The 23,867-nt window shown below is 47.7% G+C and carries 15 protein-coding genes; 12 read left to right on the plus strand and 3 right to left on the minus strand.

Translation table 11 applies throughout. The features are described from left to right. The first annotated feature begins 27 nt into the window (after nucleotides 1-27). The 10 genes from ACQ4MZ_RS09485 to ACQ4MZ_RS09530 all read left to right on the plus strand — a co-directional run bounded on the left by ACQ4MZ_RS09485 (nucleotide 28) and on the right by ACQ4MZ_RS09530 (nucleotide 12,899). Complete coding sequence (locus ACQ4MZ_RS09485; RefSeq protein WP_430844547.1) at nucleotides 28-237, plus strand: hypothetical protein; 210 nt, start codon at nucleotides 28-30, stop codon at nucleotides 235-237. Beyond that, nucleotides 218-2,008 carry a hypothetical protein gene (locus ACQ4MZ_RS09490; protein ID WP_430844549.1) on the plus strand — a complete coding sequence of 597 codons (1,791 nt, stop codon included), beginning with the start codon at nucleotides 218-220 and terminating at the stop codon, nucleotides 2,006-2,008. Before ACQ4MZ_RS09485 ends, ACQ4MZ_RS09490 begins: the two co-directional genes overlap by 20 nt. 112 nt (nucleotides 2,009-2,120) lie before the next feature. Continuing rightward, nucleotides 2,121-3,167 carry a tail fiber domain-containing protein gene (locus ACQ4MZ_RS09495; protein WP_430844550.1) on the plus strand — a complete coding sequence of 349 codons (1,047 nt, stop codon included), beginning with the start codon at nucleotides 2,121-2,123 and terminating at the stop codon, nucleotides 3,165-3,167. Nucleotides 3,168-3,192: 25 nt separating this feature from the next. Then, on the plus strand, nucleotides 3,193-4,254 hold the full coding sequence (locus ACQ4MZ_RS09500; RefSeq protein ID WP_430844552.1) for a tail fiber domain-containing protein: 1,062 nt from the start codon (nucleotides 3,193-3,195) through the stop codon (nucleotides 4,252-4,254). Between the two features lie 21 nt (nucleotides 4,255-4,275). Continuing rightward, nucleotides 4,276-5,346, plus strand: a complete 1,071-nt coding sequence (locus tag ACQ4MZ_RS09505; RefSeq protein WP_430844554.1) for a tail fiber domain-containing protein — start codon at nucleotides 4,276-4,278, stop codon at nucleotides 5,344-5,346. 35 nt (nucleotides 5,347-5,381) lie between these two features. Then, a complete protein-coding gene (locus ACQ4MZ_RS09510; RefSeq protein ID WP_430844555.1) occupies nucleotides 5,382-6,377 on the plus strand; it encodes a T9SS type A sorting domain-containing protein in 996 nt (331 codons plus the stop codon). Nucleotides 6,378-6,537: 160 nt separating this feature from the next. Continuing rightward, on the plus strand, nucleotides 6,538-10,107 hold the full coding sequence (locus tag ACQ4MZ_RS09515; protein ID WP_430844556.1) for a PVC-type heme-binding CxxCH protein: 3,570 nt from the start codon (nucleotides 6,538-6,540) through the stop codon (nucleotides 10,105-10,107). A 68-nt stretch (nucleotides 10,108-10,175) separates the two neighbouring features. Further along, on the plus strand, nucleotides 10,176-11,348 hold the full coding sequence (locus ACQ4MZ_RS09520) for an FG-GAP repeat domain-containing protein (protein ID WP_430844558.1): 1,173 nt from the start codon (nucleotides 10,176-10,178) through the stop codon (nucleotides 11,346-11,348). 6 nt (nucleotides 11,349-11,354) lie between these two features. Continuing rightward, entirely contained in the window at nucleotides 11,355-12,200 is an 846-nt protein-coding gene (locus ACQ4MZ_RS09525) for a sugar phosphate isomerase/epimerase family protein (protein WP_430844560.1), read from the plus strand. A 108-nt stretch (nucleotides 12,201-12,308) separates the two neighbouring features. Beyond that, the gene (locus ACQ4MZ_RS09530) at nucleotides 12,309-12,899 is read left to right on the plus strand and encodes a Uma2 family endonuclease (protein ID WP_430844562.1); all 591 of its coding nucleotides are present in this window, start codon (nucleotides 12,309-12,311) and stop codon (nucleotides 12,897-12,899) included. Between the two features lie 55 nt (nucleotides 12,900-12,954). Here the strand turns inward: ACQ4MZ_RS09530 and ACQ4MZ_RS09535 are convergent, their stop codons facing one another. Further along, on the minus strand, nucleotides 12,955-14,499 hold the full coding sequence (locus ACQ4MZ_RS09535) for a malate:quinone oxidoreductase (RefSeq protein ID WP_430845353.1): 1,545 nt from the start codon (nucleotides 14,497-14,499) through the stop codon (nucleotides 12,955-12,957). Between the two features lie 220 nt (nucleotides 14,500-14,719). Beyond that, nucleotides 14,720-15,262: a hypothetical protein gene (locus tag ACQ4MZ_RS09540; RefSeq protein ID WP_430844564.1), complete on the minus strand. Its 543-nt coding sequence runs from the start codon at nucleotides 15,260-15,262 to the stop codon at nucleotides 14,720-14,722. Between the two features lie 331 nt (nucleotides 15,263-15,593). On the opposite strand from ACQ4MZ_RS09540, the gene ACQ4MZ_RS09545 reads away from it, so the two are divergent. Continuing rightward, nucleotides 15,594-18,548 (plus strand): C25 family cysteine peptidase, encoded by a 2,955-nt coding sequence (locus tag ACQ4MZ_RS09545; RefSeq protein ID WP_430844566.1) that lies wholly within the window; start codon nucleotides 15,594-15,596, stop codon nucleotides 18,546-18,548. Between the two features lie 50 nt (nucleotides 18,549-18,598). Next, nucleotides 18,599-21,907, plus strand: coding sequence for a C25 family cysteine peptidase (locus ACQ4MZ_RS09550; protein WP_430844567.1), 3,309 nt, complete (start codon nucleotides 18,599-18,601; stop codon nucleotides 21,905-21,907). 16 nt (nucleotides 21,908-21,923) lie between these two features. Here the strand turns inward: ACQ4MZ_RS09550 and ACQ4MZ_RS09555 are convergent, their stop codons facing one another. After that, nucleotides 21,924-23,861 (minus strand): asparagine synthase-related protein, encoded by a 1,938-nt coding sequence (locus tag ACQ4MZ_RS09555; RefSeq protein ID WP_430844568.1) that lies wholly within the window; start codon nucleotides 23,859-23,861, stop codon nucleotides 21,924-21,926. Nucleotides 23,862-23,867: the final 6 nt, after the last annotated feature.

The following is a 23,867-nucleotide window of genomic DNA, read 5'->3' on the forward strand; positions in this document are numbered from 1 at the left end:
CATTAGGAAGATAACATTCGCAACAAGGTGCAGCGCACCGCAAGAATTGTAGAACATCAGGAAGATAACATTCGCAACAAGGTGCAGCGCACCGCAAGAATTGTAGAACATCAGGAAGATAACATTCGCAATAAGGTGCAGCGCACCGCAAGAATTGTAGAACATCAGGAAAATAACATTCGCAATAAGGTGCAGCGCACCGCAAGAATTGTTGAACATGAAAATCAGATACGGTAAAATAGTGTGGATATTATTTTCGGTTTTTTTTATTCCGAATGCATTTGCCCAGAATTACACCGCCGACGTGACCGCCACCGACGCCGTGGACCGCAAACTGCCGGACCACGCCGAAGTAGGCGATTTGAAAAAGGATAAATTTGTAGGGCTTTTTTATTGGACCTGGCACACGCAGCAGGCCAAAAATAACCCGCCGCTGAACGTGACCGAATACCTTGCGCGCGATCCGAAGGCAGTTCACGATTTCAAGAACCCGATATGGCCGAAACGCAACAGTCCGTGGTTTTGGGCTGAGCCGCTGTTTGGCTATTACATCGACACCGACGAATGGGTACTGCGCAAACACGCCGAAATGCTAGCCGATGCTGGCGTGGATATGATCATTTTTGATTGTACCAATGGCAATATCACCTGGAAGGAGTCTTACATGAAGCTATGCGAGGTATTCACGCAGGCACGAAAAGATGGGGTGAATACCCCGCAAATTGCATTTATGCTGCCGTTTTGGGTGAGTGACGGCGGTAAAGAGATCATCCGCGAAATCTACCGCGACCTTTACAAGCCCGGTAAATACAAGGACCTGTGGTTCCGATGGAAAGGAAAGCCCTTCATCATGGCCGATCCGGCATTTACCGAAACGATTAAAGGTCAATCGGCGCAGCCGGAACTTGAAAAAGAAATGCGGGAGTTCTTTACATTCCGCCCCGGCCAGCCGGTGTACAACAAAGGCCCCGAGAAACCCGATCATTGGGGATGGCTGGAAATTTATCCGCAGCATGGTTTTAAAAAGAATGCCGATGGCAGTTTCGAGCAGGCCACGGTGGGCGTCGCGCAAAATTGGACCAAAGAACGCGGCCTTACTGCATTGAATGCCACCGGCTCTTTCGGGCGCAGCTATACGCATGCGAGAGGGCACATTACCGATGCAGGCGCGGTGAATTACGGGCATAATTTCCAGGAACAGTGGGACCGCGCACTGGAAATCAACCCCGAACTGGTATTCATTACCGGCTGGAACGAATGGATCGCCGGCCGCTACGAAGTATGGCAGCAGCAAACCAATGCATTCCCTGACGAGTTCGACCAGGAGGGCAGCCGCGACATCGAGCCGATGAAAGGCGGGCATGGCGATAACTATTACTACCAGATGGTTGCCAATATCCGGCGTTTCAAGGGTTTGCCTGCGCCGCAGCGATCCTCAAAGGCGGTTACCGTTAAAATAGATGGGCAGTTCAAAGAATGGGAAAATATTTTGCCGGCATTCAAGGCCCACAAAGGCAGTACGCTCCACCGCAATAGCCCCGGCTGGGGAAGTATGCTCTACCGCAATACCACGGGGCGCAATGATATTGTCCTTTCCAAAATCGCCCGCGACCAGGACCACATTTATTTTTATGTTGAAACGGCGAAACCGCTCAGCGCGCCCACTGATCCGGGTTGGATGCGGCTCTTTATCAACACCGATCGGGACAAGAATACCGGCTGGGAAGGCTATGATATCGTGATTAACCGCATTAACCCGGAGCAGAAAGCCATTGTGGAAAAAACGGATGCTGCCTGGAACTGGCAAAAGGCCGCGGAAGTCGACTACTCTGTTTCAGGAAACAAGCTGGAAATCAAAGTTCCGAAATCGCTGCTGGGTATTTCCGGCGAACCTGATTTTGAATTTAAATGGAGTGATAATATGCAAAATGACGGAGATGTAATGGATTTCTGGCTGAATGGTGATGCGGCGCCAGCGGGGCGGGGAAACTATCATTACCGTCCTTAATTCCGGCAAATAAATGGTCAGTACCACTTGGGTATCGATCTGTGTGACTGTAAGGTAATTGGCTGACATTAGGCATAAAAATGTCAAATGTTAACTTTTACAATCACGCACGATGAAACACTTAAAAAATGCACGGCGCATTGCATTGGGTGCAATGGCCCTGAGTTTGATTACGCATATTTCCGAAGCGCAGGTGGGAATTGGGACTACCTTGCCGCAAGAAAAACTACATGTTCATAACGGGGGTGTACTGTTTACTAACGAAACGCCCGATCCTGCGGAAAACCTATTTTACGATCCGTCTGCTCCCGAACCCACACATTACCGAGCCAAATGGTTTCACAGCAAGGGTGCATTCAGAATTTTGAATGAAGAGATTATCAATCAGGGTTTTGATATTTCCAAAATAGGTCTTTTCTCCTTTGGAGCGGGCTTTGAAGTAGCTGCGGGTGGCACCGGCTCAACAGCGCTTGGAATCAGAACAAATGCCAGTGGACGTGCCTCTTTTGCATCCGGCTACAATTCTTCCGCAACCGGATTGCAATCATTCGCACACGGCACATTCGCCAACGCCAATGGAGACAGGTCGGTCGCATTGGGGTATCAGGTTTCAACTAATGGTAAGACTGGTTCGTTTATTTTTGGTGACGACAGTGGCAGCTCAATGAACGATGCAAACAACGAAATGGTAATGCGATTTGCAGGAGGATATAAGCTTTTTACAAATAGTACTAGCACAGTCGGTGTTGTAATGCTAGGAGGTGGTAATGCCTGGGCTATGATCTCCGATGTCAACAAAAAGGAAAACTTTGCTCCCGTCAATGGCGAGGACTTCCTGCAAAAGATCAGCAAAATGAATCTGACATCCTGGAACTACAAAGGCCAGGATCCTAAGCAATATCGGCACTACGGGCCAATGGCGCAGGATTTCTACAAGGCATTCGGGCAGGATGCTTTTGGCACAATTGGGACGGATACGACGATTAACCAGGCTGATTTTGATGGTGTTAATCTGATTGCGATTCAGGCGTTGGTGAGAAAAATGGAACAGATGAACAGTGATCTGCTTGCGGAGATTGCGACGATTAAAGCGCAACTGGCCGATGCTCAGTCTGCGTTGCGACGGAAGAATAAACGCGAGTTTGTCGGCAAGAGATAGTATTGAGTTCAAACTGATGCAGTCGATGAAAAGTTTACTATTCAAATTCGGTTTGCTGGGGCTCGTGTATGCGACCGGTTGCAGTATGGCCTTGGCCCAGCTAGGCATCGGAACGAGCTTACCCCATGCCAGGTTACACGTATACGACGGAACGTTTCTTTCGTTGACGCCAGCGCTCGATCCGCAGACAAGTCCATTTTATGATCCGGTCAATTTTGATGATGATCCGGTGTATCACGGATTTAAGTGGATCCATGAAAAAGGGGCGTTTCGGGCGTCTGGTACCGGCGCCCCTTCGCTTGCCTTCGATCCGGCAAACGTGGCAAAATATTCATTTGCTGCGGGATTTGACACTTTCGCCGCTTTCGGTTTTGCGCCATCGGTGTTTGGCATGAGGTCGAACGTTAGCGGTTCGCTGGCATTTGCAATAGGGCAAAGCGCGATTGGCGGCGATGATTTTTCATTTGCCCAAGGAAATTTTTCCGAAGCGAACGGGCCTAACTGTGTGGTAATGGGGACTCATCTGGGTAATAACTATTCGACGGGTGCATTTATCATGGGATATACGAACTTCAACGCACAGAATTCAAATGACCATCAAATCAAGTTAATCTTCGATGGGGGCTATCGTTTTTACACAAGCAATGTTCTCGTGTCTGGGGCGCTGTTGCCTGCGGGTGCCAACGCATGGAGCTCGGTTTCGGATGTCCGGAAAAAGGAAAATTTCGAAGCGGTAAATGGGAAAGACATATTGCAAAAGATCGCAAATTTACCACTGTTTTCCTGGAATTATAAAGGACAGGACTCAAGGGTATTCCGGCATTATGGTGCAATGGCGCAGGATTTCTATGCGGCATTTGGAAAAGATACATACGGAACGATCGGCAATGATACGACGATCAACCAGGCGGACCTCGACGGTGTAACGCTCATGGCCGTTCAGGCTTTGGTAGCGGAGACCGACGAGCTTGCGAGAATGAATGATGAGTTGGAAATGCAGCTTGTGAGACTTCGTAAGGCGGTCTCAGGAAGTATGAAGTTTCGTCGCGAGAGGAGATATGCGTCGATGGCAAACAAACGCAAATAACAGGCTAACAAAAATCACACTATGAAATTTTCATCGAGGCACAAGCTGGCCATCGTGGTTGGCGCGGCAATGGTCCTTTTTCTATCGTCAAGTATTTCAAATGCGCAGGTGGGTATCGGCACCACACAGCCGCAGGCGATGTTGCACGTGCACGACGGTTCTATATTATCCACTACGCCACAGTTGGCTCCGGACAACAATCCATATTACAATCCTGCCTTTCCCGATCCGGTGGAATTCAAAATGAAATGGTTTCATGACAAGGGAGCATTCCGATCCATTGGAGAACGCGTGGGGAATGGCGGCTTCGATCCGCAGGTTATAGGAAAGTATTCGTTTGCCTCAGGCTTCGAAAGTTTTGCAACCGGTCTCGGAGCGACGGCTTTCGGTTTAAAAACGCTGGCATCCGGACGAGCTTCTTTTGCAAGTGGTGAGAATTCGTCTGCCACGGCATTCTGCACGTTTGCACACGGAGAGTCGGCCATCGCCAGCGGCGTCAATTCAGTGGCGCTAGGCACACTGGTTTCCACCAATGGAAAAGCGGGCGCATTTGTATTCGGAGACAATACCAAAAATTTGCAATTAGCCAGCAGTTCCGATAATCAGATATCGATGCGCTTCTCCGGGGGCTATCAGTTTTTTACGAACAGTTTGCTCAATACAGGTGTGAGCCTGGCCCCTGGCGGAAATTCTTGGCAAATCTTATCCGATGTAAATAGAAAGGAGAATTTCAGCCCGGTTGATGGAGAGGCGTTCCTGAAAAAGATCGGCGATATGCCTTTGTCATCCTGGAATTACATCGGGCAGGATCCGAAACAGTTTAGACATTATGGTCCGATGGCGCAGGATTTTTTCAAAGCTTTCGGGTATGACAGCTATGGCACAATCGGTACGGATACGACAATCAACCAGGCGGACCTGGAAGGTGTGAACCTGATCGCCGTTCAGGCGCTGGTTAAAAGGACACAACAGTTGAGGGAGAAACATCGTGAGTTGCTTCTGGAAATCGAAAGCATTAAGACGCAACTCGCAAACAATGAGCCAAGCCCAGCGACGCGGAAGCGAAGAAAAGTGCTTTTGACGAAACGCTAGGAAAGTATTCCAACCAGAAAAATCATTTCAAGATTATGAAAAGAAATAAACTAATCACAGGCCTACTGCTCGTCTTGTGCGCAGCACAGGCCAAATCGCAGATTGTGACCGGCAGTGATTTGTATGTGAAAATAGGTACGGTATTTTCGGTCGACAGCCTCGTACTCGTACCCACTGAAGATCTCAACCTCGGCAACAACTACTCGCTAACAGTAGAGCATACGGCTGTGCCCGGTAACCCGACTGCAAGTATTAAGAAGAAATACGTTTTCAATAATCCGGTCAATTTTCATGGAAACGTGGGTATTATTTATGATCCGGCAGAATTGAATGGTAACACGGAATCGATGCTGGAATTGGCGAATTCGTGGTCGGATGAGTCGGGGTTCGTGACGTTGTCGGGCTCCACGCGTGATTTAGGCTTACATTTCGTATCCAAGGATGTTGCGGACCTGGACATCAGGCTGCTTACACTCGTGAATGCGCAGAGCGCACTGCCGGTTAAGCTGGTGACGTTCGATGCCGAAAAGGATGAAAGGCGTGTAAAGCTGACATGGAGAACCTCTTTTGAGTATAACAGCGATTTCTTTGAAATCCAGCGAAGCCGGGATATGAAGAGTTGGAAAGTGTTGGATCATGTGAGCTCGGCAGGGGAAAGTAGTCAGCAGGTAGACTACGCCTATGCAGACGCGGATCCGATTGCCGGTATAGGCTATTATCGGTTAAAAATGGTCGACCGTGATGGGACTTTTGCATTCAGCCAGATCAGAAAAGTGTCGTGGGACGGAACGGACCTGGTTGTGTTTCCAAACCCTGCAGGCGAGAGGCTTGAAATGAATGTGAAAGACTGGTCAAGAGTGACGAAAATAAGCGTACTGAATGCCGGAGGTAGCATTGTGAAAGAAACCGCCGGTCCAAGAGGGGCAAAGGAAAAATACATTCTGCTAACTGGCTTTCAACCGGGGAGCTACATTCTGGAAATCAAGTACCGCGACGGAAGTTCTGAACGTACGCATTTTGTTAAGTATTGATAGTAATCTGATCCGGGCTATGGTGTGATTGGTAACGCACACAGTAGCCTGGATTCTGATTTTAATCCTAATTTTCATAGTAAAATCACCGGCTTGCCGGGTTTAGTTACCAGTATTTATTCAACGAGATTCCTTAACCCTGCTTTTCCTGTTCGATCGTATGCTGCCATTCCGAAGTAGTTTCAGAATCGGTCTGCCATTGCTGACCGCCTCCCTGCTGTTCAGTGCCCAAAGTTGTAAACCTCCCCAAAATAAGTCAGGCCAGAATGTGACCGTGGCCAATGCGCCTCAAAAGGTTGAGACCGACATTTATGCAGAACATATCCGGACAACCGGTTTCCAAACGCCGGAAGAAGAACGCCTGAGCTTCATACTGCCCGAAGGTTTCGAAGTAACGCTTTTTGCTTCCGAACCTGACATTACGAAGCCGATGAATATGGAATTCGACGATCGCGGCCGGTTGTGGGTAACGCAATCGTCGGAGTACCCGGTGGCGGCGGGAGAAAGCGATGGAAAGGATCGCATTACGATCCTGGAAGACAAAAATGGCGATGGCCGGGCCGACACTTTCACGCATTTCGACGACAATCTCAATATCCCGATCGGTATTATGCCGGTTGCAGATGGGGCAATCGGATACAGTATTCCTAATCTTTATTATTTCAAAGACATCAATAACGACGGCAAGGCCGATAGCAGAGAGATATTGCTCGGCGGCTTCGGGCATAAAGACACGCACGGAATGGTGAATAACCTGATGCGCGGATTCGACGGCTGGCTGCATGTATGCCACGGTTTTTCCAATATTTCGCATGTCGCCGGCACGGATGGCGATTCGATACGCATGAATTCAGGGAATACTTTCAGAGTGAAAATGGATGGAAGCCATGTGGAACAGACGACCTTCGGACGCGTGAACCCGTTTGGCTATGCGTATGACGAGAAAGGCTATTTGTATTCAGTGGATTGTCATACCAAACCCATTACTCAGCTCATTTTTGGCGGGGATTATCCGCATTTTGGTAAGAAGGCCCCTGTCGGCCTGGGTTTCGCGCCGGCGATGATGACTTACGACCTGGGTTCGACCGCATTGGCGGGACTTGTTTATTACACGGGAAAACAGTTTCCGGAAAAGTACCGAGGTAGTTTCTTTACCGGCGACGTGGTTACTTGCCGCATTGACCGGAATACCGTTACTTTCAATGGTTCCACACCGTCTTCAAAAAAAGAAGAGCCGCTTCTGGTTAGCAAAGACCCGTGGTTCAGGCCAGTGGATATCAAAGTCGGGCCGGACGGAGCGTTATATATCGCCGATTTCTACAACCGGATTATCGGACATTATGAAGTTGCCTTAAACCACCCCGGCCGCGATCGGATTAGCGGGCGGATTTGGAAGGTTACCTACAAAGGCAATGAGCCGCATGAGAACATGCCGGTTACTGACTGGTCGAAAGCTTCCGTGGCACAATTGCTGGACGGACTGAGGCATTCGCAACTGAATACGCGCCTCAAAGTAGCCGACCGGCTCGTGGATACCTGGAAAGAGAAGGCGATTATACCGGTAAAAAGTCTTTTGGCCAACGCAGATGCCGTTACTCAGCTGCACGCATTGTGGATATTGTATCGCCTGAATGCGCTCGATGACCGCATGCTCGACAATGCGCTTTCCAGTACCGAACAGGTTGTGAAAGTTCATGCATTGCGTATTCTGGGAGAACGACATACCATTACCGATGCGCACTTCCAAAGGGTCGCCGAAGCATTAAAGACCGGTGACCCATTTATCCGGCGAGGGGCTGCGGAAGTCTTGACGCGCTTTCCCAGACCTGAAAACCTGGCGTTGTTGATGGATCTGTATGAAAAAACACCGGTGGAGGATACGCATTTACGCTATACCGCATTGCTGGGTGTCCGGAATAATCTCAAAAATACGAGCGTAATGTGGCGCATCCCTGCCATGCGATGGACGGATGCGCAACTGGCCTTGTTGAACAAGGTACTACTCGACGTGCCGTCGTCCGCGGGCGCGGCATTCGTGCTCGACTATACGCTTACGCACGAACTGGATTCCAAAGAACTTTTAAGCAACCTTGAATACATTGCCCGGCTCGCGGCGCCTTACCAGATCGAAAAGGCCATTGGTCTGATCAATACGAAGTTTGCGAATGAACCGGAAAAGCAACTTTCGCTGTACCAGACGATTCAGGCTGGGATCCGGCAAAGCGGGGTAGCACCAAGCCCGAAGATGGTCGCGTGGGGCGAGCAATTGGCCGGGAAGTTTTTGAACAATATATCTCCCTCGGCTGAGACCTGGAAAATCAGGAAGGTTAACAAGAATGCCCATCCGGTGAATTCCTGGACTGTGTCGGACCACTTTCTCGTGGATGTAGTGCCCGCATTCCGCATTGTTTTAAGTGAAAAAGGAGGGTATGGGCCGCAATCGGCATTGTACTCGGTGCCATTCAAACTGCCGGCGACATTGAAAATGAATGTGTTTGACAATGATGTTCATAATCGGGCGGAGAAAAAGGGCATTTCGAAAAACTCGGTTAAAATCCGTCTGGCGGATAGCGGAAAGATGGTTGCGGAGTATCGGGTTAACCAGACGGAGGTAATGCAGTTCAAAGAGCTGATTCGCAATGCGACGTTCAACCTGGCCGGGTATGAAGGGCAAATGGGGTATATCGAGGCGGTGGATAGCTCGCAGACGGGCTCCGTGGGAATCGGACAATTTGAGCCGGCGGTGATTCCGATTCCCGCGCAGGGGCCGTCTACTATTTCAGAGCAAAGAATTGCAGCGGCGGAAATAGCCGGGGAGTATCGCATTCAATCCCTTCAACCTGCATTGAGGAGTATTTTGCAAACCACATGGATGGATTATTCTGTAAGAAGCGCAGCAGCGAGTGCACTGATGAACATGGATCCGAAAGGAAATGTGGACGTGCTTTCGGAGGTGTTCAATGATCCGTCGGAGCTGCCGACTTTGCGCGAGAAACTGGCTGTGGCGATGGGGCAAGCGGCGTCTCCTTCCGTTTATCAGACATTGAAAAAGCAATTAGCGAGTGGGGCGCGAAACCTTCAGATCGTGATCGCGAGTGTGCTGGCAAATACTTCGGAAGGTATCAGTTATTTGCTGAACGCATTCAAGGACGAAGAGCTTGGAGCGGATATTGCTACCGAGGTGGCGGTGCAGGAGCGGCTTACCAATAACGCGGACGCTTCGCAGCAAACACAAATGCGGCAGTTGCTCCAAGCCGGCGCATCCGAGCGCGAGGAGCGCCAGAAGCTAATTGATGCGCGCATCGCAAATTTCAAACCGGCTACTGCGTTTTCGGATGCGGGAAAAGTCATTTTCATGCAAAATTGCAGCGGTTGCCATCAGATCCAGGGCTCGGGAGGGCTCGTTGGCCCGCAGCTCGACGGAATCGGAAACTGGGGGCACAAGGCATTGACCCAAAAAATCCTTGATCCTAACAGGAATATAACTGAGGCGTTTCGTACTTATAATATCACGTTGAAAAATGAAAAGACCCTCACGGGCCTGTACCGCAGGACAGAAGGCGAGACGATCGTGTTCGCGGACATGACAGGACAGGAGTTTTCGGTGGCGAAAGGCGATATGAAAGAATACCGGGCATCCAAATACACGCTAATGCCCGACCAGTTTCGGAATATCATTCCTGAAAAAGACTTTTATGCATTGCTCGACTACCTACTGGGGGTAAAATGATATTTGAGTATTAATCCTAACCCATAAATCCGATGCTGTTAACCGGAAGAATTCTGAAATGTTTTTGTTTGATCAATATAATTGCTTTTGCCTGGACGAATGTGTCGGCGCAGAAGAAAGCGAAGAGCGGATCTGCGCTCACATTTAAAAAAACGGAGCTTACCAAACGATTCATTGCGGAAGGTGCAGCGATGGGCGATGTGAATAAAGATGGTAAAAAAGACATCCTTTCCGGCGCCTATTGGTTCGAAGCGCCTGACTGGAAGGAGCATGAACTTGCCAAGCCGCAAGAATTTATTGTGAATGGCAGTTATAGCGATTCTTTCCTGGATTTCGCCATGGATGTGAACCAGGATGGATGGATAGACCTCATTCGTATCGACTGGCCGGGGAAGGCCGCTGCCTGGCACGAGAACCCGCAAAACAAACCGGGACATTGGCCGGTGCATACCATTTATTCTTCGGTTGGGAATGAGTCACCGCAGCTGGTGGATATCGATGGTGACGGCCGGTTGGATTTGCTTTGCAATGACCCGACAGGTAAGAAGGTGATCTGGCTGAAATGCCCGTCCAAAAAAGGCGACACGACCTGGGAGAAATACATAATCAGCAATGATCCCAATAACTCTACGCATATGTATACGCACGGAATCGGCTATGGCGACATTAACGGTGATGGCCGGAAGGATGTGCTTGTGCGGAACGGATGGTGGGAGGGACCAGCGGAAGGGCCTGCCAAGTATCCCAAAGACAAAGACTGGAAGTTTCATCCGGCCGATTTGGGACAGGATTGCTCCCAAATGTATGTTTTGGATTTAAACGGTGACGGTCTGAATGACGTACTCAGCGCCTCTGCGCATAACTACGGCATCTGGTGGCATGAGCAGCGGAAGGAGGGTAATGAAACCGTCTGGATCCACCACGACATCGACAAAACGATTTCACAGACGCATGGTTTGGCACTGAAAGACATGAACGGCGATGGTCATCCCGATTTCATTACGGGTAAACGCTATTTCGCACACAATGGAAACGACCCCGGCGAGTTCGAGCCTGCATTCATATCATGGTTTGAATACAAACCCGGTAAAGTACCGACCTGGATCAGGCATGATATTGATGACAATTCGGGTGTAGGCCTGCATGTGACCGTCGAAGACCTGAATGGCGACGGCCTGCTCGACATCGTTACCGGCAATAAAAAAGGCGTACGCATTTTTACACAGCAAAAAGGGAAGTAAGCTCGGATGAAGTTTGGCATTAATACCTACCTGTTTTCTTCACCATTCACGAACGAAAGCACCTCTTTTTTTTCTCAGTTTAAAAACTGGGGTTTTGACTTTGTGGAGATTGCGTTGGAGGATCCTGCGAATATCGACCCCGTGCTTGTACGGAAGGCTTTAGACGATAACGGGCTCGAATGCAGATCCGTGTGCGCGGCTACCGGCCCGGGGCGCGACCTGCGCGGTACGCGTAAGGACCAGGTGACGGCCATCGAATATGTGCAGGCACTTATCCGTATTGCACCGGTACTGGGAAGCGATCTGGTGACGGGACCTATTTATTCTGCGGTAGGCCGTGCGGAGCTGGTACCCGATGATCAGAAACGTAAACAGTGGGATCTGGTTGCCAGCAACCTGAAAGTGCTGGCGGATTTCGCCTCCGATCACGATGTTAAGCTGGCAATAGAACCGCTGAATCGCTATGAAACCGATTTTATCAACACTTGCGAACAAGCGTTGCGGATGATCGAAACCGTTGGTAGCGATGCATTGCAGGTACACCTCGATACTTTTCATATGAACCTGGAAGAAAAGGACCCGGCGCTCGCCATCCGGAAGGCGGGAGACAAGCTGGGACTGCTGCATGCCTCCGGCAGCGACCGCGGCACGCCAGGCGGCGACCAGATCAACTGGGATCGCATTTTCGCAGCCTTGGACCACATCCATTACCAGGGAGACATCGTGATTGAGTCATTCACGCCGGATGTGAAGGTCATTGCCAAAGCCGCTTCCATCTGGCGGCAGGTCGAGCCCTCGCGCGAGGCTATTGCGGTAGAAGGGCTGCGATTTTTGCGGTCGCTGGCGTTTTGAACGTCCGGTCTTTCAGCCGATGTTTTTGCACATTGAAACCACTCGATTGGCCTCGGTTAGTGGGAATAGGCACGGGGATTTGGTAATATTGTAAAAACGAACCGGCTCATGATCACAAGTTTTGACCAGCTGGATCCCACTAAGCAGTATACTTACGCTGATTACCTGAAATGGCAGTTCCAGGAACGTTTGGAGTTGATTAAGGGGTATATTTATAAGGTGTCGTCTGCTCCGTCGCGTAGGCACCAGGATGTTGTGTGGAACCTGAACGTGGAGATAGGTAACCATATTAAGGGGTGCTCTTGTAAAGCCTACTCAACCCCATTTGATGTAAGATTACCCGTTAAGGATAAGAAAAGTAACCAGGAAATTACAACAGTCTTGCAGCCGGATATCTGTGTAATATGCGATCTGTCAAAATTAGACGACAAAGGGTGCCTAGGGGCTCCGGATCTGGTGATTGAAGTGCTGTCACCCGGCAATTCACTGGGGGAAATAGATCAGAAGTTTAATGTTTATGAAGAAAGCGGCGTGCGGGAATATTGGGTCGTTTATCCGGAATATAGCCACGTCAATATCTTTTTATTGGATGAATCGGGCAAATTTATAGGCCAACATCCTAAGAATAACGGAGAATTGCTGCGCTCTACTGTTTTTCCGGAACTTGTTATCAATCTTTCCGAAGTATTTTCAGAGTAAAACAAAAGCCCCGCGACTTTCCCGGGGCTTTTGTTTTATAATGCTAATCCAAAAATTAGGCAGTCACTTCTTCTTCCAAACGCGAGGCGCTCAAATGCAGTACCTCGGTAGTCCAGGCGCGGGTTTTAGCGGCCAGATCTTTTTCTTTGGAAAGCGATTTGCCGAAAGAAGGGATGATCTTCTTGAATTCGCGCTGCCACTCGGGGGATTTGGCTTCTGCGAAACATTTGTGAATCAATTCCAGCATGATCGATACGGCGGTCGAAGCTCCCGGGGAGGCACCGAGTAATGCAGCCAGCGAACCATCCGCAGCAGTCACCATTTCGGTGCCAAATTCGAGTACGCCGCCTGCTTTTTTATCTTTTTTGATCACCTGAACACGCTGGCCGGCTGTTTCGAGGTCCCAATCTTCGAGTTTCGCTTCAGGGAAATAGTCTTTCAGCGCTTCCAGCCGGTCTTGCGGCGATTGCCGAACCTGATCGATCAGGTATTTGGTCAGCGGAATGTTATGCAATCCTGCTGCCAGCATGGGTTTGATATTGTTCAGTTTAATGGAAAGCGGGAGGTCCAGGTAGGAGCCGTTTTTCAGAAACTTGGTTGAAAAACCAGCATATGGTCCAAAAAGCAATGCTTTCTTCCCGTCGATAATGCGGGTGTCGAGGTGGGGAACCGACATCGGCGGTGAACCAACCGACGCTTTGCCATACACTTTTGCCTGATGTCTCTCGATGATTTCCGGCTTGTTGCACACCAGCCATTGTCCGCTCACCGGGAAACCACCAAATCCTTTACCTTCCGGGATATTCGATTTTTCGAGCAATGGCAACGAGCCGCCGCCTGCTCCGATGAATACGAACTTAGTGGTGATCTTGCTTTCTTTTTTCGTGGCGCGGTCCTTAACCTCGATGAGCCAGGAGTTATCCTTCTTGCGCGAAAGGTCATCAACCTCATAGTTGAGGAAAAGATTTACGCCATCCTGCTTTTCAAGGTAGTTGAACATCGCTTTGGTCAATGCGCCGAAGTTTACATCGGTGCCAAGCTCCATGCGGGTCGCTGCTACCTTTTCGCTTGCATCTCTTCCGTTCATGACCAGCGGTATCCAGCTTTGGATTTTATCCTTGTCCTCGGTGTATTCCATTCCGTGGAACAAATGGTGGCTGGTTAGGGCCTTGTAACGCTTACGGAGGTACTCCACGTTTTCCTCTCCCCATACAAAGCTCAAGTGAGGAATATTGTGGATAAATTCATCAGGCGAGTCAATTACACCATTTTCGACCAGGTATGCCCAGAACTCCTTCGAAACTTCGAATGACTCAGCGATTTTAATAGCCTTTTTGGTTTCGACGGAACCATCGGCCAGCTGTGGCGTGTAGTTCAACTCACAGAAAGCGGAATGGCCGGTACCGGCATTATTCCACGGGTCTGAGCTCTCCGCCGTGACGCGGTCAAGACGTTCGAAAACGGAGATAGTAATGGACGGATTAAGCTTTTTCAGTAGAACCCCGAGCGTAGCGCTCATAATGCCTGCCCCAATCAAAACCACGTCAGGTGAGCTCGTTTTTGAAGACTTTTTGGTATTCATCACGAAAAAAGGAAATATGGTAAGAAGGCCTAAGCCCGGAAAAGTACAAATTGCTATTAGGTAACAATCATCCTAACAATATTTGTTTCGAAAATAGTATAATTTCAAAAATAAAAGTTATGACGCGGTGTAAGTTCTTGGCAGGGGGCAATTAAAACTTTCTATGTTGCAAAAGCAGGGGTTCAAAAAAGAAAAAGCTGCCGATTGGCGGCAGCTTTTTCAATACGATGGTTAACGATTAAAGATCAGCACTGATCGCGTCAGATTCGTTAAGATTCAGGGCTTTCACAACTGCATTGTAATCTTTCCAGTCGATAGCTGCGCTACGTCTGAATTTCTCCGTTGGAACGATAACAACCCTTACGGATTCCAGATCTCTTGCTGGTGCTTTCGGTGTGTCAGTCGTCCAGCTGGTGGGCTTTATGAAGACGAAGAAAGTCCGGCCATTGCGAAGTGCATAACGAAAATGGAATGTGGTGCTATCACCGCTTGCGAAGCCTACCGGTCCAGGAATAGACCACCACGAGTTCTGGCTTTTGATGTAGACAAATATGCCTGCGTCGTCAAGCATCAGTGTGTCTGCGGGTGTCAGGTTGCTGATACCGAATGTATAACCGCCATCAGGTTCTGTTTTGAGAGGACCGGTAGTAATAACTCTCGCACCGAGCGCGTCCTTACCAGCTACGCCTGTGTCGCCCTTCGGGCCCTGGGGCCCGGTGGCCCCATCTTTACCTGCTGGCCCCACATCGCCTTTTTCGCCTTCACAGTTTACTAGTGACATGCCGATTAAGACAACCGAAGCAAAGAAAATTAGTCGTTTCAACATACTGATCGTTGGTTTGGTTAGAATATTAGAGTACTTGTTGTGGACAAATATAAGGATGAAATTATTCGCCGGTTGAAAAAATCATGCCTGCGGCAACATCATTCGGCGGTTGTCGAAATGATTCGTTCTTTAAATCGGGAGGTTTGCGGTTCATTGTTCTATTTTGAAATTGTTGTATTTTTGTTTAACTATAATACAGTTCCAATTCCCACGTTGCAATCATTAAAGAGTTTATCGTTTATTATATATACTACCGTGTAATTTATGCACTATTAAATTTGAACTTATGAGGTTAAAAAATTTTACTTCACTTTTTGGTGTGCTTTTACTTTTTTTCGGTCTTGGCATATCCAATGTATTTTCCCAAAAATGGAGCGGAGCTAATGGGAATGAATGGCTTGCGGGTAAGTATGGGCAGCAGTGGGTGCGTGTAAGTGTTTCCACTAAGGGAATTCATCGCATTGCCATTTCTTCATTGCCTGCAGCGTTCCAGTCTGCCGACAAAGCGAAGCTTCAGCTGTGGCACCGCGGAAATCAGGTCAGCATTCTGAAAGCCGACAATACGGAAATACTTTTTTATGGTGTGCCCAATGACGGTGCGTCCGATGAATTGTTGTACCGCTTGCCGACTTCACGAAAGAACCCATATTTTAGCACCTATTCGAACATAAGTGCTTATTTTCTAACCATTGGGACCGATAACGGCTTGCGTGCAGAAGTGGAGAATACACCCGTTGATAACGGCGTACCTGCATCTGAATTTCATAATCAGGTTGAGTTAAAAACTTATCAGACCGAGTATACTCACTTTACTTTCTATTCGACACGTCCGGCTACTTTTAACAGCTTCTTTGAAGATGGGAAAACCGGAACGGGAACGCGTCTTCCGGTTGGTGCCCAGGCTACCAGCCCGGTTTATACAGCCAACCCGGTATCGAGTGCGCAACCGGCTACTCCTGCTTCCAATTTTAATTTTGCAGCTAAAAATGTTTATGGAGGCTCCATTCCAAAGGTTAAAATACTACTGAGTGGGCGGGGAGGAAGTGCACAGGTTCAGATCAAAGTGGGTAAGAATTCTTCTGCCCTGCGGCAAGTTACTACTGCCAACACATTTGATTTTGGTCCGTTGGAGGTGAATTTCGACCTTGATCCGGCGCAAGACTATGATGCTAACGGGGGTACCCTCGGTTTTCAGAGTGTTATCCCGTCGGCTTGGTTTTCAGTTAGCTACTTCACGGTATCATACAATCAGACGATCGATGCCCAGGGGTTAAATTCGTATGAGTTCAATTTTCCTGCTGCTTCGGCCGGGTCAAAATCAAGAATTCCCATCGCAAACCCACCGGCCAATGCGCTGTTCTATGACATATCAAGTGTTGATAACCCGCGTATTATTCAAGGGGCTGCGGCCAACTTGATGGTAAGTCGCAATGGCAACGCCTTAAAATTGCTGACGACAAATGATAGCCAGAACATCAATGTTCAAGCCGGGAACATATCGACTGTAACATTTCAGAACATTAATCCCGCGTCGTATAACTATCTGATTATAGCAGCCGATAACCTTCTTGGTTCAGCACAGGCTTTTGGTGCTTATCGCCAAAATGACTCTCCGGGCGTCAAGTATTCGCCACTTGTGATCAAGGCTAAGGATCTTTACAATGAGTTTAACTACGGTGAGCCAAGCCCTGTTGCTATCAAACGCTTTGTTGACTACATGATTTCAGACGGAAACAAGGAAAAGTTTCTATTACTGATCGGTAAATCAATTACACGTCCCGACAAAATTGTGAAAGAATTGCCCGACGAAGTTCCAACCGTCGGCTTCCCAGGTTCCGACCTACTACTCGTGGATGGTCTTGCTGGTACTCCGGAAGATGTTCCGGCAATTCCGGTAGGCCGTATTTCCGCTCTGACCGACGCTGAAGTAAATGGCTATTTACAGAAGGTGAAGGACTACGAAGCTCAAAAGGACATTGCTTGGAGAAAGAATGTAATGCACGTGAGCGGTGGTAAAGACACAGGGGAAATCAATCAATTCGCGAGCTATCTTTCGACAATCGGTAATATCGTTAATACTTCTCCCTTTAATGGGACCGTAATCCCGAAAATCAAGACACAGGCGGCTGATGTCATCGAAGAGGTGAATATCGGGACTGAATTGAATGGCGCCGGGCTCGGTATGATCAGTTATTTTGGGCATGGTTCAACTTACCGCACGGACCTCAACCCTGGCTATGTAACTGATCCCGCCAAAAATTATAACAACACGACGAAATTCCCGGTGTTGTTTTACAACGGTTGTGGTGTGAATAACATTTTCAGCAACCTTTTTGGAAGTACACCGAATACCAGTACTTCACGTCCTCTTTCACTCGATTGGCTCATTGCGCCAGGTAAAGGAGCCATTGTTGTCTTCGGAAATACCTGGGATGCCTATGCAAGCACTTCGAATGAATACCTTGATCGTCTTTACCCGCTGATTTTCTCGAAATCGGATAAAGCGCGTGGAACGATCGGGGAGATCCTGAAGGAAGTTGCACTGCAAACTAAAATAGCAAAGGGTTATACCTACAACCCAGGGCAGAATAGCCGTGTAGCGGCATTCTACGATGCGGATCGCGCGAACATCCACCAGGTGCTTCTACAAGGTGATCCAGCTCTTAAGATTCTGATTAATGAAGCTCCGCTACCGGTTAATTTAATCTCGTTCAATGCGAAGGCTGCGGGAACCAAGGTGGAAGTTACCTGGAAGACTGCTTCTGAAAGGAATAACAGCCACTTTATAGTCGAGAGAAGTTACAATGCCCGCAACTTTGAGGAAATCGGTAGAGTTGAAGGTAAAGGAGATTCAAATTCCGAAGTTTCTTATTCATTTACTGATTCAAAGCCTTTGGCGGGCACGAGTTACTATCGTTTGAAGCAGGTTGATTTTGATTCGGTGGTAGAAGGCTCTGTTCAAAAGGGAGAAGAGACGTTGTCAAGAATCGTTTCAGTGGAACTTGATAAAACCTCTGCAATGTCGGTTGCGCCGAATCCTTCGATAGAGTACTTTGAAATCAAACTCGACGTTCCGACGAAGATCAGCAAGTGGAGACTGGTCGATATCAATGGCCGGTTGGTAAAAGACAACGGGACCGGCAGCCGGGTGGATCTTTCGAACCTCTCTCCGGGTGAATATATTATCGAAGTTGTTACCGTCAATGGCGATAAATACATCAAGAAAGTAATCAAACTGTAATATTTGGGGGCATGGGTATCATACTCATGCCCCAATTTTTTATTTGAGCTATGTCACTGAGAGTTTTACGGTATTTGCAACTTGTTCTGTTGCTTATGATGGGAGTGTGCGAGGGAGCCTTTGCTCAATGGGGAGCACCATACACTAACTCATGGATCACATACGATCAGCCTTATGTTAAGTTGAAAGTATCCCAGAAGGGCGTTTACAGGGTGCCGTTTTCGGCCTTGCCGGCGGGTTTTCCGGTTAACCAGCCTGAAAAGCTTCAACTTTGGCATAGAGGCACTCAAGTTGCGATTCTCAGCGTAGCAAATAATGAAATTCTGTTTTACGGTATCCCCAATGATGGTGCCCTCGATTCGCTTTTGTACCGGCCGATGAGCAGCCGGTTAAATCCTTATACGAGCCTATATTCCGATGAAAGTTCGTATTTCCTTACCGTAGGAAAGGTCAACGGGTTACGGGCTGAAACTGTCGGGTCTGCGTCCGGAAGTGGTGTGGCGGTAGAGTCGCATATGCAAACGGATGTGAAGGCTTTTGCCAACGAATATTCCCTTAGTACGCTAAGCGCCATCAGGGCCAATTTTTTTAATAGCTTTTTTGAAAATGGTGCAAGTAAAACCGGTGTTACAGTCCTGCCCGGGAAATCTGTCACTTACAACTTCCAATTGACCAAACGCGTGACGGGAACAAAGCCGCAGGTAAAACTGATGGTACATGGGCGTAGCAACAACTCACGCTCGATTGAAGTGTATGTGGGTAAAACGGAAAGCGCCGTTCGGAAAGTTGGAGCCATTCCCAATGCGAACTTTGTAGCTTCCGTATATTCATTTGAACTCGAAGAGGCCGACCTCACAGCAGACGGTAGCGGCATATTTCTTCTAAAATCTGTGTCCTCAGATTCACGTGATAGGTTTTCATTGGCTTACTATGCTATTACTTATAACCAGGCATCAAGTATTGGTACTGAAAAGAGCCTGGAATTTAATTTTCCGAAGACGTCGGATGCTACCACACACGCAAAAATTGCGGGGACTTTACCTACCAGCAAACTCTACGACATTTCTAATCCGGATATTCCAAGAATTATTCCCGGTACAGGAGCTGATTTTACAGTGCCTCGCATCAAAGACAAGGCACTAAAATTACTCTTGACGAATGAAGTGCTGAGCATTAGTGCTAATAAGATCAACTCAGTCACGCTAATTAAACCGGACGTTAAGAAATATAATTATCTGATCGTTACAAATCAGACGCTGGAAGAAGGTGCCAAAACTTATGCAGCTTATCGTGCCTCGACAGAGGGCGGAGCATTTGTTCCTCTTGTTATCAGGATCACTGACATCTATGATCAATTCAACTACGGAGAGCCGAGCCCGGTGGGAATACGGCGCTTTGTTGACTACATGCTTTCGGATAATAACCGTGAAAAGTACCTGTTTCTGATGGGTAAATCGATCACCTTTAACGAAAGAATGGTACGCGAACTTCCGGAAGAAGTTCCGACGATCGGGTTTCCCGGATCGGACGTACTATTGGTAGAGGGGCTGGCAGGAGCTCCCAGGGAAGTGCCGGCAATCCCCGTCGGAAGGCTTTCCGCGTTAACGAATCAACACGTGTATGACTATCTGGCCAAAGTTAAGGAATATGAGCATAGCAATGTCCAGGATGTAAGCTGGAAAAAGAACATCCTGCATTTGAATGGGGGCAAATCGTCGTCGGAAATCACTCAGCTCAAGAATATCCTTGCAGGCTTGGCTCCTCAGGCCGAAAAGGGATATATCGGCGCAAAAGTTACGCCCTTCGTAAAAAAACAAGGAATAGGTGAGGTCGAATCGGTTAATATTACGCCGGAAATTAATGCAGGTGTAGGGCTTTTGACTTATTTCGGGCACGGTTCCACTACTGTTACGGACCTGGACATTGGTTACATCACGGACGCGGCGCGTGCTTATAATAATCAAGGAAAATATCCATTGCTGTATTTCAATGGTTGCGGAGTTGGGAATGTGTTTAGTGCACGTTTTAATACGAGCCCTTCATCTTCGGATCGGATTGCATTGTCGCTCGACTGGATTTTAGCTGCAAAGAGGGGAACGGTAGCATTGATCGCAAATACGTTTGATACGTATGTTTCTTCCACCAGCAATTATCTCGATAAGCTTTATACGACGCTGTTTCTTGATGCAAACACCTCAAAGCAATCGATTGGGAAAGTTCAGTTGGAAGTTGCCAAACGTATTTTTGCAGACGGCTATAATGCATATGACGTTGCTAATGTTCATCAGGCATTGTTACAGGGAGATCCTGCATTAAAAATGATATACGTCGCTTCACCCGACTACTCGGTTGATCCCGACGAAAGTATCCTGATCTATTCCGAGTCCTCTGATAAGACAATAGAAAAGTCGGCGACATTGACTGCTGCGATCGCCATTAAGAATCAAGGTAAATACAATGCAGGCGAAAAACTGCCTGTGGAGCTCACCTATGGTTTTCAAGACGGCACTACCGAAGTGAAGAGCCAGACTGTGGCTGCAATACCTTATTCCGACACAATTAGGATTACATTCCCTAATAAAGGAGCACTGAAGTTCGTACAAGTGAGATTGGATCGCGCCAATGTGATCCAGGAAATAAATGAGTCCAATAATATTACCGAACTTACGGTCGATTGGGAAATAGCGAAAACGCAGCATATTTACCCTGCTGAAAGAGTAAAAGACATCATAGCACCGGTGTTGAATGTAACCTTTAACGAGCGGGTGATAGAGGATGGCGAAGATGTGGGCGCTAAGCCGACGATTAAGTTCGTATTGACCGATGATCGTCTGATGTCGGCGGATACTAATCTAATGGATATTTTCATTAAACCATGCCTCGATAATACTTGTGACTTTAAGAAATTGGGTTACAAGAATCTGGTAGTTACCAAATTGGGGGACCGCGTGATCCAGGTAGAATACCGCACAGATCTTTCTTTGGTCGGTGGTTATGAACTTCTTGTTAATACGCAGGATAATTCAGGCAATGCGGCCGCAAACCCATATCAGATTAAGTTCAGAATAGGCGAAGGAGACGAGGGGTTAGCGCTCATAGCCTCACCAAATCCGGCAACTGATTATGTACGATTCCGCATAAAGGGCTTTAAGCTGGAAACTGTTCAGCAGGTTCAGTATATCATTTACGATTCACGTGGCATCAAGCTCCTGGACCATAGCTTTAAACCGGTTTCTACTCTTTCCGACTGGTATTGGACGTCAGACATAGGATCGGGAATGTATGTTTACAAGGCTATTGTGAGTAAGAGTGATGGTTCAAAGCAAACAATCACAGGAAGAGTGAATATACTTCGTTAGAGAAATTTTCCTGGAGCTATTGCAGGAGTTTTTCTGATTTAAGCCATTCAAACCAGGCTGCAACCGAAACTGTTCTTGTTACATGAAACATGCTTCGGTTGTAGTTTTCGATTGGTAGATGTTCCGTCCGGAGGAATCTGATTGTATCATCGAACTTCCTTCTATCGATGTATCGCCAGACCTCGTTTGTATCATAAAGCATTTCCTTCGCCTGTGCATAAAGTTGAAGGGTGGCACTTTTCCCCCGTTGCCCGACATGCGCTTTTTGTGACCTGAGTCTCACTTTCTCGGGCAACAGGCCTTTCATGGCCTCGCGGAAATGCGTTCGTCCTGAACCATCGCCAAATTTGACGGCCTCTGGAATGGACATACACAATTCAAAAAGCGATTTGTCTAAAAATGGGGAGCGGTTCTCGAACCCGTAATGGCGCCCAAAGATGAACCTGCTCTCGTTTTCACATACAGCGTGTTGATTAAAGATCTCCTCAAATGATTGTCGAAAAATAGCTGGGAGATCACCCCGTAACGATGTAGAAAGCACATCTAAGTCACCTGCTAAGTCGTTGGCGGTTTTCAGAAAATCCTGCCTTAAGAGAGAACTGGCTGGAAGTGTATCTCCTTTAAACTTTTTAACGAGGGACGAAAGGGCACGGGTTGCGAAGTAACTTGGGGCAAGGTCGAAATGAGCAGAAATTTCACGGTATAAGGCACAGAATTCGCGGAAGCCCATGGTCTTGATCGAAGTGGAAAGCCTGCGATAAAAAAAGTTTTGTTCCACAATATTGTTCCGCTGCTCAAAGCTTAGCTGATCCCAGTTTTTGTGTTGATCGGCTTTGGAATAGTATTGAGTGCGTTTAGAAAGTAATTCCTTCAAAAGACCCCATTTTCTCTCTTTGAAAAGCACCGTGAGGTATTCGAAGCCACTACCCACGATAGAGTCGCCTCCGTTACCATTTAAAACGGTCTGGCATCCGAGTTGCGAAGCAAGTTTCAAAACGCCGTCATAAAATGTAGGTGCAACAAATGCAGCCTGAGGGTACCCAAGTATTCTGGTGTGAGATGCGAGGGCTCCAAGTGGGTCATCCGATATCACAATTTCCCTATGATCCGATTTGATATTTCTGGCAACTTCTAAGGCATAATTTCTATCGTCGGAACCTGCACCCTGGGTGTCGTAATAGAAGGTATACAAGTGGTTTTCAGGTGCTAGTATCTTGGCAAATGTACTAACGGATGAGGAGTCCAGGCCTCCACTTAGATGAGAGCCAATAGGTACGGTGTCGAAAGGGAGAGAATTGTGTACTGAATTCTTGAGAAATGCCTTGAATTGCTCCGCATATTCAGGCAGTGTACCGGCATTTTGTGGAGGCTGAAACTTAGTGTACGGAGCGGAAGAACATCCCTGAGGTGTTATTGACAGTATATGCCCGGGCAATACGCTCTTTATTTCTTTGTAGAACGTTTCACCATTGTAATCTATGGACTGATCCCGCCTAAAAGTAAGAAAGGAGTGAAGACGACTATCGCTTGGAGTGACGCTTGCACCTCCGCTTTTGGCTGATATCAGGAGTGAATGTAAGTCGGTAGAAAATAAACAGAATTGGCCGGGTATGAATAGATAGTATAGTGGGTGAGTGCCAAAGATATTCCTTGCAAGGTGGAGAGTTTTTTCAGTTTCCTGATACCAAATCCCTACTCCCAGCTTGCTTCCAGAGGATTTGAGATAAGTCTTAAAATCAAAAAACGATGTCAAAAAAGGAGTGTCTGAACTCCATATTTTAACATCGTTTTCATGATATCCTTCAAAACCAACAATTGTGGTCTCGCGGAATAGACGCTGATTTGAGACGCTTGGATATTTTAGAACCCCAGTTTCCCAGTTGATTGACAGGCCTGATTTTGATTTTTCTAGCTGAAAAGTTGCTCCTAGTAGTATAACACCCTGAATCAGCATTTAGGA

This window comes from Dyadobacter sp. BHUBP1 (genome assembly GCF_050587785.1).
Classification (GTDB): Bacteria; Bacteroidota; Bacteroidia; order Cytophagales; family Spirosomataceae; genus Dyadobacter.